This window comes from Mycobacterium sp. SMC-21 (assembly GCF_045310825.1).
Lineage (GTDB): Bacteria > Actinomycetota > Actinomycetes > Mycobacteriales > Mycobacteriaceae > Mycobacterium.
On the sequence record NZ_JBJIAO010000055.1, the window covers coordinates 1 to 13,748 of the forward strand.

At 62.4% G+C, this 13,748-nt stretch carries 9 protein-coding genes and 2 pseudogenes; 2 read left to right on the plus strand and 9 right to left on the minus strand.

Translation table 11 applies throughout. The features are described from left to right. Positions 1-81 precede the first annotated feature (81 nt). Positions 82-645 (plus strand): annotated as a pseudogene (locus ACJH6H_RS27965) (acyl-CoA dehydrogenase family protein); the annotation flags it as partial. Between the two features lie 599 nt (positions 646-1,244). Then, positions 1,245-2,840, plus strand: a complete 1,596-nt coding sequence (locus ACJH6H_RS27970) for a PucR family transcriptional regulator (protein WP_406776236.1) — start codon at positions 1,245-1,247, stop codon at positions 2,838-2,840. Between the two features lie 603 nt (positions 2,841-3,443). On the opposite strand, the gene acs is transcribed toward ACJH6H_RS27970, so the two are convergent. The 9 genes and pseudogenes from acs to ACJH6H_RS28015 form a co-directional block, all read right to left on the minus strand. Further along, positions 3,444-5,393: an acetate--CoA ligase gene (gene acs / locus ACJH6H_RS27975; protein ID WP_406776237.1), complete on the minus strand. Its 1,950-nt coding sequence runs from the start codon at positions 5,391-5,393 to the stop codon at positions 3,444-3,446. Positions 5,394-5,940: 547 nt separating this feature from the next. Then, positions 5,941-6,051 (minus strand): annotated as a pseudogene (locus tag ACJH6H_RS27980) (CAP domain-containing protein); the annotation flags it as partial. A 233-nt stretch (positions 6,052-6,284) separates the two neighbouring features. Next, on the minus strand, positions 6,285-6,548 hold the full coding sequence (locus tag ACJH6H_RS27985) for a hypothetical protein (protein WP_406776238.1): 264 nt from the start codon (positions 6,546-6,548) through the stop codon (positions 6,285-6,287). Between the two features lie 38 nt (positions 6,549-6,586). Next, a complete protein-coding gene (locus ACJH6H_RS27990; RefSeq protein WP_406776239.1) occupies positions 6,587-7,099 on the minus strand; it encodes a flavin reductase family protein in 513 nt (170 codons plus the stop codon). A gap of 1,076 nt (positions 7,100-8,175) precedes the next feature. Further along, the gene (locus ACJH6H_RS27995) at positions 8,176-9,246 is read right to left on the minus strand and encodes an LLM class flavin-dependent oxidoreductase (RefSeq protein ID WP_406776240.1); all 1,071 of its coding nucleotides are present in this window, start codon (positions 9,244-9,246) and stop codon (positions 8,176-8,178) included. After that, entirely contained in the window at positions 9,243-10,253 is a 1,011-nt protein-coding gene (locus tag ACJH6H_RS28000; RefSeq protein ID WP_406776241.1) for an alpha/beta hydrolase, read from the minus strand. Before ACJH6H_RS28000 ends, ACJH6H_RS27995 begins: the two co-directional genes overlap by 4 nt. Further along, on the minus strand, positions 10,250-11,533 hold the full coding sequence (locus ACJH6H_RS28005; protein WP_406776242.1) for a DUF1116 domain-containing protein: 1,284 nt from the start codon (positions 11,531-11,533) through the stop codon (positions 10,250-10,252). Before ACJH6H_RS28005 ends, ACJH6H_RS28000 begins: the two co-directional genes overlap by 4 nt. A 13-nt stretch (positions 11,534-11,546) precedes the next feature. Beyond that, positions 11,547-12,962 carry a glutamine synthetase family protein gene (locus ACJH6H_RS28010; protein ID WP_406776243.1) on the minus strand — a complete coding sequence of 472 codons (1,416 nt, stop codon included), beginning with the start codon at positions 12,960-12,962 and terminating at the stop codon, positions 11,547-11,549. Between the two features lie 29 nt (positions 12,963-12,991). Next, positions 12,992-13,723, minus strand: a complete 732-nt coding sequence (locus ACJH6H_RS28015) for an SDR family NAD(P)-dependent oxidoreductase (protein WP_406776244.1) — start codon at positions 13,721-13,723, stop codon at positions 12,992-12,994. Positions 13,724-13,748: the final 25 nt, after the last annotated feature.

Sequence of the window (13,748 nt, forward strand, 5' to 3'; positions counted from 1 at the left end):
GACTCGGCACCGACCGAATCAACTGGAACGGAGGTCGCCTGAAACAAGCCGATCCACAGGTATTGACAATTCCTCTCTTTCGGCACGCCAGAACGCAAGTTGGGCGTCAAAGGCTCACCGACATCAGAGGTCTATCTCGACAACGTGAGGATCCCTGCCGATCGAATGATCGGCGATATCGGGACCGGCTTCAGAACCGCCATGAGAACGCTTGACCACACCCGGATCACAATCGCAGCTCAAGCGGTCGGGATCGCCCAAGGCGCGCTGGATCACGCACTGGCCTACGCGAAGCAACGTACCCAGTTCGGCAAATCCATCGCAGAGTTCCAGGGAATGCAATTCAAACTCGCCGAGATGGGCATGAAGGTCGAGGCCGCTCGGCAACTGACCTACGCCGCCGCTGGGCGGTCGGAACGCTCCGATGACGACCTCTCCTTCTTCGGAGCGGCCGCAAAATGCTTCGCCTCGGACGTCGCAATGGAGGTGACCGTGGAAGCGGTGCAGGTGCTGGGAGGCTATGGCTACACCAAAGACTTCCCGCTCGAAAGAATGATGCGCGACGCCAAGATCACGCAGATCTATGAGGGTACAAACGAAGTTCAACGCATCGTCATGGCCCGCCAATTGCTCGCACTCGCCTGAGGACCAGCGGGCTGAGTGGGCCCTACCAGACCCACTCAGCAACTGCCGCAACACACTCGGCAGCGACACTCAGGGGCCGTCGATTCTCGCGGCGAAAGAATCAAATTTAGTGCCGCAAAATTGAATTCGGGACCGGCCCAGGCTGCGAACTTCGACTGACGCACTATGGCATCACGCACGCAACAGAGAAGGTTGTCGTGGGGCGAAAAGCACTTCAACGAAGCGATTTTCACCAATGAAGGCGAGCGCCGCCTGCCGGACAAGTGCTGTCTTCTCGACACCCGGCGCTACGATGACGGCGCCCGTGGTCTGATCGACACCGGCATTATCACAAAGTCAGACACCGCGTCGATGGTCACGCTCTCCGGGGTCGTAGCGCTTGACCGCAGCCACGTATGCCTCGGAGGTGGTGCGCCAGCCCGTAGAGGGACAATTCGGAGAATCCGCAGTCGCCGAGGGCCCAACCCATCCGAGCATTGGATGCGCCAGGCGACTGCTCGAAGTGCTCAAGAAGTCGCCTCCACCGAACCGCCGCCTACGTATAGCCTCAGTACTTTCCGCAATTGCCGGTACGCATGTAGCAAGCGAATACTCGCGGCATGGACGTGACCAGCACCGGCACTAAGTGCCGCAGCCCCGGCATCGCGATCGGCACAATGCTCGGTGAGTTGCCCACTGGTTTGCTCAATCTCGCCGTCGCGCCGCGCGATCCAAACCAGCGCATCACCTCGGCCGCGCTGTGGGAATCCCCGAATCCATCACCGGCAGCACCCGACACCATAGTGTTTGCTGTCGGCGTCGAGCCGCATCGGATGACGACCCTGATGACGACGTGCGGTGGAGCGCTAGTCGTGTCGGCGGCGGACCCATGGCTGCGCCGGCAGGCCGAGGCCGCCGGACTCGCACTGTTTGTACTCGGCCCGGGCGTCACCGCCGATCGGGCCGTGGCGGTGCTGCGCGGCGCGCTGGCGGCGGCCGGCGATCAACCGGCGCCCCATCCGTGGGACGGCAGCAGTGACCTGCTCGCGTTGGCCGACAGCGCGGCGCTGACGCTGGGCGTCCAGGCAGATGTGACCGATCACCGCTTGCGGCTGCTGGCATTCTCTTCGCTGGACGACGAGACCGAGGTACGCGATCCGCTGCGGGTCGACACCATCCTGGGCCGCCGGATTCCCGATAGGGTAAGCAGCTGGTTGCGAGATAGCGGTCAGTTCACTGGGTTGGCCCAGGCCGCGCACCCGGTTCGGATCGCGCCACCCGGGCACCTGCCGAGGTGGGTGCTGCCGCTGCGCACCGGCCCAGAAATCATCGGGTACCTCTGGCTCTTGCCACCATCGGGAGCGCTGGACCCGGCGGTCGCGCACGACGCGGTCGATATCGCCCAGGTGCTGACAGCACGCCTGACTCGCGCGGCCCTTACTGACAACCAGCGGCAGGCTTCTGATCTGCTGCGCGGGGTGCTGGACGGCAGGGTTACACCCGAGACACTGACGTCCGCTTGGGCACCCAGAACTTCGCTGCGGCTGATCGGATTTCGGTCGCGCGATAATGCTCCGATGCGGCACGTCGACAGCTGTCATCTGGAATCACTCGTCGCGATGCGATTCCAAGCGAACGACTGCGCTCCGATCGTCGCCACCGTCGGCGCCACCGTGTACGCACTGCTCGACACTGCGCCGATCGATACCGCACATCTGCGGTCACTGACCGACGACATCGTCGCTCGTGCAGCCCGCCAGCTCGGCTCCAAACTGGTCGCGGTCATTGGTGGGGTACGACCCAGCCTTACGGAATTATCCAGCGCGGGTGCCGAAGTCGACCGGGCGCTACGAGTCCAAAGCTGCGGCACCGGTGCCGATGTCGTCGCGCTCGAAGACATCAGCACCCAGTGCGTATTGCACGAGCTGGCCGAACTGACCGAGCAGCGCCCCCATCTGCTGGCTGGGTGCCTCGATGTGCTTTCCGAATCGGACCGCACCAAGAACACGGCATATTTGGAGACGCTGCAGGCCTACTTCGACGCCAATTGCGACCTGGCCGACGCAGCGAGCGCGATGTACCTACACCGCAACACCATTCGCTATCGCCTGCAACGTATCCATGACATCTGCAACCTGGATCTGGAGGACCCAGTGGACCGCCTGGTGACCGAGATACAATTGCGGCTCTTGAGGATTCGCAGGGTTGTTGCTTAGCCGGGCCAAAGAGCACAACTCGCTAGCTCACACTCGTACCGTTGAAACCCGCCGGCGTGCTCCCGCTTCCAACTGCGCCTCGACTGGAGCGATTCTTGTCAATCACCAGCGGTCAAGTCGTGGGTCTCGACAGCTGGGTGGGCGCAATTACACCGTATCCACAGACCTTTAGCCTGAGCCTCGTCCAAAACTCCGTCACGGACGACGCCGACCAGGACGGTCAATGCATCCACGTCGGCGCTCGTGAATTCCGCAGCGCCGTCTAAACATTCGCCAAACTTTGAGCGCGCCAGTATTGACGCGCTCGATACATCGGAATACCGACAGCATCGATGACCTGTCGACTGGTAGCTATGGCGACTACCCAGTACCACGTCTAGATCATTCAAGGGTTCAGGCACGGAGGTGCCCTGACCATCGACCACAACTGCTCAGCACCGTATCCGCGCTCTTCGTTGTGGCCCAGACATAGAAACGGCGAATACGCATCACACAACACCTAGCGCCTATTTGATAGCGATCTCGGTGAATAACATGACCGGATAAGCGTCGATCTTTCACCGTGCCGTGATTCCCGGTGTGCCACTAATACTCCCATGGTCGCTATTTGCTGGCGCGGATGGCTTCGAAGACGCTGGGGTCGACGAGGGTGGAGGTGTCCCCGAGATCGCGGCCCTCGGCGACATCGCGCAGCAGCCGGCGCATGATCTTGCCGCTACGCGTCTTGGGCAGCTCGGGCACGACGTGGATTTCCCGCGGCTTGGCGATGGGGGAGATCTCGGTCGCGACCTGGGCCCGCAGTTCTTCGACGATGTTCTCCGAGCCGCCGTGCGCGGAGGCCTTGAGGATGACGAAAGCGCAGATGGCCTGCCCGGTGGTGGCGTCGGTGGCGCCGACGACGGCGGCCTCGGCCACCCCGGAGTGCCCGACGAGCGCGGACTCGACCTCGGCGGTGGAGATGCGATGCCCGGAGATGTTCATGACGTCGTCGATACGGCCCAGGACCCAGATGTTGCCGTCGGCGTCGTAGCGGGCGCCGTCACCGGCGAAGTACCAGCCCTGCTCGGCGAAGCGGGACCAGTAGGTGTCCTTGAAGCGTTCGTCGTCGCCCCAGATGCCGCGCAGCATCGACGGCCACGGCTTGTCGAGCACGAGGTAGCCGGTGACGTGTTCTTCCTCGTCTGCGCCGGGGACCAGTTCGTTGCCGTCGTCGTCGACGATCTTGGCGCTGATGCCGGGCAGTGGGGTCATGGCCGAGCCGGGCTTGGCGGCGGTGACGCCGGGCAGCGGGGAGATCATGATGGCGCCGGTCTCGGTCTGCCACCAGGTGTCCACGATGGGCGTGGTGCCCGCGCCGATGTGTTCGCGGTACCAGCGCCAGGCCTCGGGGTTGATGGGCTCGCCGACCGAGCCGAGCACCCGCAGGCTCGACAGGTCGTGTGCCGCGGGGATCTGGTGGCCCAGCTTCATGAACGTGCGGATCAGCGTCGGCGCCGTGTAATAGATGGTGACACCGTACTTTTCGATGATGTCGAAGTGCCGGTGCTCATTCGGTGAGGTCGGGGTGCCTTCGTAGACGACCTGCGTGACGCCGTTGGACAGCGGCCCGTAGACGATGTAGGTGTGCCCGGTGACCCAGCCGATGTCGGCGGTGCACCAGTAGACGTCGTCGGCCTTGATGTCGAAGACGTTGTGGTGGCTGTAGGACGCCTGCGTCAGGTAACCGCCACTCGTGTGCACGATGCCCTTGGGCTTGCCGGTGGTGCCGGAGGTGTACAGCAGGAAGAGCGGCTGCTCGGCGTCGAACGCCTCGGGGGTGTGCTCGGTGGACTGTGAGTCGACGATCTCGTGCCACCAGACGTCGCGGCCCTGCGTCCAGTCGACGTCGATGCCGGTGCGCTTGACCACCAGCACGTGCTGCACCGACGGCTGGCCTGCGACGGCCTCGTCGACCGCAGACTTGAGCGAGGCCGCCGCACCGCGGCGGTACTGCCCGTCGGTGGTGATGACGAGCTTGGCCTGGGCGTCCTCGACGCGGGCGGCCAGCGCGGTGGCCGAGAAGCCGGCGAACACGACCGAGTGCATGACACCCAGACGCGCGCAGGCCAGCATCGCCACGATGGCCTCGGGCACCATCGGCATGTAGATGGCGACGCGGTCGCCCGCGGTCAGGCCCATCGCGGTCAGCGCATTGGCCGCGCGGGAGACGTCGTCCTTGAGCTGGGCGTAGGTGATGTCGCGGGCGTCACCGACCGGCTCGCCTTCCCAGTGGATCGCGACGCGGTCCCCGCCCCCGGCCTCCACATGGCGGTCGACGCAGTTGTAGGCGACGTTGAGCTTGCCGTCGCCGAACCACTTGGCGAACGGCGCGTTCGACCAGTCCAGGACCTCGGTGAACGGGGTCGCCCACGACAACCGCTCGCCCTGGCGGCGCCAGAAATCCAGGCGGTCGGCGTCGGCCTCTTGATACAGCGCGGCAGTGGCGTTGGCCTGCGCGGCGAACACCGGATCCGGCTGAAAACTTTCGCTCTTTGCCGTAACCGCTTCAGCCACTTACGCTCCTTCTCTGCATCGAAATGTGGCACTCCCGTTGCATGGAACCGTGCCAGTCAATCTGGACATTGTTCTGGGGCTTCGAATCTGCTGCGAGTGCTGCACCCCGCGACGAAGAGATCTCGAGTACGGTCCGATATCGGAGTCCACCATCAAAGCGGCGATTCGCGCATGAGAGATCAACAGTTCGTACAAGTTCCGACACCGACGCTGGACAGCGTCCTCCCAGCACTCCGATTCAGCCTCATCGACGGTAAGTGCCCCGATGTGGTGCTCAACAACAGCACGGAAAAGCTTGTCTCGGCTGCCAACCTGCCTACGTAAGGTACGGGTCGACATCTTGAGGTCACTCGCCAATTTGCGGTCGGTCAGCGCTGAAACACCGCGTGCATCGCTGATCACGAGCGCACAGGCGCATATGGATTCAGTGCTCTTCCTGGCGCGCTCAGCCGGGTTTTCCTGGCATCCGTCGCACACTCGGTTCGGAAGGATGTCGCCGCGGGTCCTGGTCCGTTGTGAGCGTCCCTCACACTTGGACATGTTCGCGCTATACCGGTGGATAGGCCGGCGGCGGGTAGGCACCGCGTAGAGCCCAAGGCAACCAGCTGATGAAGTACTCGATCTCATCGCTGGCGTCGTAATCCGGAGCCACATCCATGACGCGCCACCTCACTTTGATTGCCATAACCTGGACGATTTCTTTGCGATCCACCTGCCTCGGCGGCACTGCCATGCCCAGCTCTCATAAAGGCAGGTGCCCGGCAGCAAGAGACCGGTCGGCAAGGGTGAATCCGTCAGAACCACTGTCGTTTGTCCAGTTTCCGACCGCCATGAGGTCGCCACTATGGTGTGGGCAAGACATGCGCGTTGGGACGGAAATCATTGCCTTATCTAATGATTCGACACAATGTCGATGTGCGCACGAACCCGACCTGTGTCGTCTATCCAGCCCCGGCTACTGGCGAAGTCCACCATTGCGGCGAGCTGATGCTTCCACTCATCGTCCTGCTCGCGCCCTGCTAGTGCGGCCAGTGTGCCAGGTGCTACCCACGCATGTTCGGGAACGTCGACCGTGACCTTGAATCCACTGAAATCATCCGGCTCAAGTAACTGAACTGCCGGCGGTACCTGTGCCAGGTCGATACGTAAGTACATAGCGCGCTCCTCAGCTGAAGGTGGTAGTCGAATAGTTGTCACGCATCACGCAGACCCGCGAACTTACTGCGGAAGAACAACAACGGCGGGCGGGCGGTGTCGACCGAGATACTCTGCAGGGTCAGCAAAATCAGCTGGTGATCGCCTGCGCTGATCGGCTCGCCCGCTGTGGAGTGAAACCATCCGGCGGCGTTGTCGATGACGATCGCGCCGGAATCGGTAACCGTGTAGTCGACGGTCGCGAACCGACTGCTGGCGTCATCCGCGGCCAACCGCCTGCCGCAGTCGCCCTGATGTTCGGCGAGGATGCTGGCACCGATCACGGCGGCCCTGCTCAGTACAGGCCAGGTGACGGATTCGTTTCGAATGGACACGACAACCAGCGGCGGGTCCAACGAAACATTCGTGAATGAGCTGACTGCCATGCCCACAGGTGCTCCATCCACCATCGCTGCGAGGGCGAGCACGCCGCTGGGCATCCCGCCATAGAACGCCCGTAGCGCTCGGGCGTCTGGAGTCGCCGTGCTGATGAGGTCGGCATTGTTGGTCATCAATCCGTGCTTTCATCGGTCCGCGTGGCACTTTGCCAGACTCCGATTCTGCGACCAGCCGATGCGGATGTAATCAGTAGAAGTACGGACCGGTCTACGGATTGTCACTCGATTGGCAGGAGCTGGATATCTCAAATACGGATGCAATCCGCAATTGGTCGGATTCGCCCCGACCTCGTTCGTGACTTCTCCGCGAGAAAGTCGCGCACACGCCGACAGCTGGGGATGCCACCACCCTCTGGGTCGACCGCGCGACCCTCACACCGCTGGGCGTCCCGGCCCACTGCTCTGTTCGGCACCGCATGGGCAGCGTGTCGGGGCACAAACCTGACCCAAGATCTGGCGATCTCTGAAACGCTGGACCGTTCCGGGGACTTTACCGTGTGGGCGTCACATCGCATGGCGGAAACGTCGTCCACTATGTTTGGCACCGAGGAATGGAACTGAGTGCGGCTTGCCCGGTGTGGCCCACCAGTGAATTTCGAGCGGCATCGGTGACCGAGCTGGGAGTTGGGCTCAGATCTCAAGACAGTCGCGACCAGCGCACTGCGAGACTGCGATCTCTAGTCCTGGCTGCCCCGGATTCGCGGCCGGCGCCGTCTAGGCCGGCCTCACACAGTCAAGATGCCGGCAGCGCTGGCCACCGCGCAGATGAGCTCGACTCCGAAGCGATCGCTATGGGGAATAGTGTTCGCGATCATTACGTCGCGAGGCAGTCGAGCTCATCTGCGAAAATGCGTAGTCGGACGTGAAAATCTCACCGGCCCTAAGCAATTCGACATTCTAACGCTTGCGCTGCCGGATTTCGACATACGCAGAGGAAGTCGTTCCGGCATGATCGCCCATGTCAACCTAGGCGTTGCAACGCCAATATTCCCGGGCCACAGGCTTGTTCGTCTCAAACTCTGATGCGGGCAGCGCCATCATAGATGTCTGACAACGGCACAGCACGCTGGGGAGTAGCCGACGAATACCCACGGGGTATGCCTCTGATGCGCCCATCGCGAGAAACACCCAACGTAGTTCACTAAACACAATAGCGGATGACAGCATATGCCATTGTGTGCCAACGCAATTCAGTTAGTGACGCTGAGTTCCGGGATTACCTCGGTCGCGAACCGCCGAAGCCATCGCCGGCGGTCGGCGACCGGTACGCCCGGGGTTGCGGTGTGCAACAGAAAGTGGTTGAAACCCGCATCGATGAATTTCTGCGCCTTCTGCCGCACGGTCTCTGGGCTGCCGATTAGCTGCCACTCTGTCCACGCCGGGATATTGGCCGGGTCCGTCATCCGTTTCATGCCTGCGAACATCCCGCGCCATCCCGCGTAACTAGGAATGTCTTCCCAGTTGGTCTCGTGCGGCGTGTAGTGGTCGATCTGGGCCCGCATGAACGCCGGGATCTGCTGCTGTGCCTCAGCGATCGCCTGCTCGTCGGTGTCGGCGATGATGCAGTTGATCATGATCGGGAAGGCGTTGTCAGGATCCACACCTCGGGTGGAAGCGACTTCTTTCCACGACCGCAGAGTGGCGACCTGCGCATCGAGGTTCCCCACCGACGTACAGATCGGTGGTAGGCCAAGATTTGCCATCATTCCCGCGCTCTCAGGGCTTCCGATGGCCCCGTAGAACTGGACGTTCTCGGCCCTGGCCTCTGGCCGCAGCCGTACGCGCTTGGGCATCGTGACATGGTTGCCCTGGTACTGGAACGGCTGGCCTCGAAGCGCGCTGTCGATCACCTCGTAGTGTTCCCGGAACAGACTGCGGCTGGCATCCATGTCCAAGCCGAACGCGTCGTATTCGTACTTTGCGGTGCCGCGGCCGATCCCCAGATGCAGTTTTTGCTTGGTAAGCAGACTCAGCATCGCCACCTCCTCCGCTGTCCGCAGCGGGTCCTGCCAAGGCAGCACGAGAACGCAGGTGCCTAGCTCGGCCAACGGGAATCTCGCCGCGAGGTGGCTCAACATGAGCAACGGGCTCGGAGTGGGAAAGTAGTCGCTGAAGTGATGCTCGATCAGCCAGACCGATTCGTAGCCCAGCCCGAGGTTGTGTTCGCAATCGTCAACCAGATCGCGGTACAGCCGCGCATCGGTGGTCCCGGGCACGCCGGCGGCGCAGGCTACGAATCCGAATTTCAGGTCGTTTTTCATTGCAAGTTGTCCAATTCTGAGATGCGGGCCTGCTCCCAGGCCGCAGCAATCTGCATGTCGTCGGCGAGGAGGGCACGCAGCGTGCTTCCGATTCGATCTATGGCATTCCGGCCGGCGCTAAGCCGACCGGCCAGGACGGGGAACGCGTGCATCATCGCGGGTTCGCGATGCAGCAGGACCTGGGTTCCGGCCGCGCTTGCCTGATCGGCGAACGTCTCGGCCTCGTCCCTGAGAATATCGAGTTCTGCGGTAATGACTAAGGTGTCGGGTAGTCCGCCGAGGTTATCCGCGATACCGGGGGCCGCGTACGCCAACCGTCTGTCCGCCGGCTCCTGAACGTAATGCTCCCAGTACCAACGCATTTCCGCTGCGGAAAGGAATGGGTCGGCTGCGAACTCGGCTGCACTGGCCGATGCCAAGTCCGGATCCAGGACCGGGCAGATCAGCACCTGTGCCCGGATCACGGGTCCGCCTTCGTCCCGCGCCTGAAGGGCCGCCGACGCAGCCAAGTTGCCGCCGGCGCTGTCCCCGGCAACGACTAATCGACTGGGGTCGAGCCCGAGCCCGGCACCGTGCTCATGAATCCATCGCACGCTGGCAAACGCGTCATCAGCCGCAGCCGGAAAAGGATGCTCCGGTGGTTGCCGGTAGCCCACACTGAACACCGCCGCTCCCGACGCATCGGCCAGCGCCCGGCACAACCCATCGTGGCTTTCGATATCACCGAAAACCCAACCGCCACCATGGAAGTAGAGAATCACCGGCAGCATCGGAGCCGAGGTTGACCGATATAGCCGGCCAGGCAGAGAGCCGGAAGTGGTTGCCATCTCCACGTCACAAGACTCAACTCCTGTCGCTGTCGCCGACAAAGGACCAAAGAGCGTCCGGAAGTTGCGCCGGCCTTCGTCCAGCGGCAGATCGCGACTCGACGGAAGCGGATTCTCAGCCAGCTCGGACAGCAACGCCATGGCCTCGGGATGCAGCCGTTGCAGGTGAGGCACGGTCATGCCGTCACCGGCCGATCGAGGTCCGCATATCGGGCTGTAAACGCCTCGGCTGCCGCCGCGAAGCACTCCACCGGAGCGACCAGAAGCCCGGCGCCGATCTGACCACCATCCCGGCCCGCCAGCCCGCCATCGATGATGGGTAGTACACCTGTGTCGAGCACGGAGAACAGATCGATACCGGTCGGCGTGCCACGGTATCCGAGGTACGGGATCCGGTAGTCGGGACTCTCCGCAGCCGTAATGCGGTACATCGCAAGGTTTTCTCTGACCATCGCGTCAGCCGATCCACCCTGGTAATCCTGCAGCGCGAACGCAGCCGCCTGCGCGAAACCACCCAGTCCGACGGTCTCGGTGATCATGCTCTCGCCGCCGATCCACTCGATGTCGTCTTCGGTGTAGCCGTCGAAGAGTTGTGCCTTCACCGTCGGCATCGGACCTGTAAACCACTGTTCACCAAGGCCGCTCACTCTAATGGCGAAATTGCGGGAACCGAGCGTCATCGCGGTGATGATGCTGGAGCCCTCGATCCCCGCAGCGGCATCGGCGGTAGCCTTCGCCGCCGCCATGGACAAGCGCAAGAAAAAATAGTCGTTTTCCGACAAGAACTCCCATGCCTTGATGATCTGTTCACGACTGACATCGGCGTCCGCGCCGAGGTCGAACAGCCGTGCAACCAACTCTCGGGAGAACAACAGCGACGCCGCGGTGTTTCGACTGTGCAGCTCGTCGCCCATGTTTAAGGCGCGACGGATGATCGGCTTGAGGGCGATACCGTCTGAGGCCCGCACGGCTGCTCCGATAACCGGCCCCACGACATCCTGGAGAAACCGTAGACCGTCGCGCACCCCCTCGTCGTACGAGCCGTAATTCAAGCGGAATCGTGACTTTCCTTCGTATAGATTGCAGTATGCGGTGTTGCTCCCGGCCGCGTTGCGCACAACGAACACCGGCATCGACGCCGTATAGATGCCTGCCACCGAGCCGACACAGTCGTGGTCGTGACAAGCACCAACGGTGATGTCGCCCCGGTCAAGCAGCTGTGCCGCCCGCTCTGGGTCTGCCGCCAAGCCTTCGTAGACGGCACCATAAAGGATCGCTCGCCGCTGGCCGGGACCGTATTCTCGCCAAGGCAGCGGCGGCCCCGAGGTCAGGATAGTTTGCGAGTCCATGCCGGGCACTACGTCCCCGGCCGGACGTACGCCCACCAGAACCGGGTCAGCTGCGAACATCGCCTGAACCGCAAGCGAATTCGCATTCTGCCTGCTGCTGTTCATCATCATTCGTCGATCACCCTCAGCACCAGTTGAAGTACTGCTGGAATTCCCAGGCGGTGATCTCAGAACCAGCGGGATCGGTTCCGGATTCCTTGCACCAGTCGACATACGCGTTCCATTCGTCGTTCTTCAGCTGTGCGTACAGCTCGACAAACTGATCGCCGAAACATTCGCGGGCCAACGGTGATTCCGTAAAGGCTGCGATGCTGGCCGGCAGGGTAGATGGCAGCGCCGCGTACCCGCCCTGCTCGACCGGATCACCGACACACAGTGGCGGTGGCTCAATCTTGTTACGAATGCCGTACAGGCCGCCCCACAAGATCGCCGCCAATGATAAGTACGGATTAACATCCGGCGACGGTGCGCGATGCTCGAACCGGGTGTGCTTGGCCGGTACCGAACCGTGTACCAGACGCAACGCCACCGCGTGATTGTCCAGGCCCCAGGATGCGTCGACCGGGTTCCAAGCCTGGTGGTCGAACCGCCGGTAGGAATTAACCCACGGACGCATGACCAGATGAAAGTCAGACATAGTCGCCAAAACCCCTCCGGCAAACCATCTTCCGATCTCAGTGAGCTGTTCGGTTTGAGGGTCCCAGAAAGCATTCCGGCCGTCGCGCCACAAGCTGACGTTGTGGTGGCAGCCATTGGCGGAATCGTTGGTGCCCCGATGTAGAGCCGGCATGAAGGTCGGCACCACCGACAGTTCATCGCATAGCTGCCGCAGATATGCCTTGGACCGCACCGCGTCGTCTGCGGCTTTCAGTGCAGTTTCATGACCGCAGGTGTACTCGTACATCCCGTGGCCGTACTCGGTGTGGAACACCTCGACGTCGATGTCGACACTCTTTGTACGCGAGAGGAATTCGATGGCCAGCGGAGCGAACGACGGCGTTCTGGTCACGCTGTAGAAGTCAAGGCCCCGGCCGAACGTCTTCAGTTCACGGTAGCGCTTCTCCCGCATCAACGCGTCGTCGACCTCGTACAGGTAGAATTCCCATTCCAGCGCGGCCCGCGCCTCAATGCCCAGATCCGCGTATTCCGAGGCGATTCGGCGCAGCATCTGCCGGCCGTCCAACGGACAGGGGCTGCCATCCTCCATGAAGAGGTCGCAGAGCACCCCCGCGATCTCCGGATTCCACGGCCACTCGGTCGCCGTGCCAGGGTCTGCCACCGCGACCATCTTGGGAAACCCATTGGAGAAGTCGCTCCACTCGGTCAACACAATCTCGTCACCGCTGCGTGCCGACATCATCAGGGTCGACACCCCGGTGCCCGATGTCGACAAGCCCTTCTCCAGGGTGGTCAGCTTGCCGCGGAACACCCCGTTGATATCGGAAAACTCCATCTGCGCAAACCTGGCACCGGATTCCGATAGCCGGGCGAGAGACGCCTCGCACTCCATTTTACGTTGCGATGCAACCTGATCGAACATGTCCGCTTCCTTTCGGGAGGTGGTGTTAACTACGAGGCAGCGGTGACGCCGCCGTCGACAGGAATGACAGCGCCGTGGATATACGACGCACGGGGCGAGAGCAGAAACTCGACGAGCTCAGCAACTTCAGCGGGCTCCCCCATCCGTTTCATCGGCACCTGCGCCGCAGCGCTCTCTTCGCCTCCGGACGCGGCACGCATGTGCTCGCTCATCGGTACCGCGATGAATCCCGGCAGCACCGAATTGACCCGAATCCCACTGTCGCCTAGCTCGCACGCCAAATATCTGGTGAATTGATTCAGAGCCGCCTTGGTGGCGCCATAGAGCGAAGCACCGGGAAACCGGCCGATACAACTGGCGATACTGCTGATATTCACGATCGAGGCCTGTGGCCGTAGATGCGGCAGCGCGGCACGGCAGACCCGCGTCGCACCTGCGACGTTGACTTGCCACAGCAAGTCCAGATCAGAGTCTGCGAACGCAGCAACCGGATTCGCCCGGAGAATACCAGCGCAGTTGACAACAGCGCCCAAGTTGCCCAGATCGGTGGCTGCGGCCACACACGCCTTTACGCTGGCGCTATCCCCTACGTCGAGCGGAAACGGATGAATGCTGCCCCTGGCGGTTGCGCCGGCAACCGCCGCCGGAAGATCCGCCGCCACAACGGTGTAGCCCGCCTCTGCGAGCCGTTCAGCGATGGCCCACCCGATACCACCCAACCCGCCGCTCACCAACGCCACATCGGACTCAGGGATCGTCATGGCAGCATCTCCTTTTCTGCCAGAC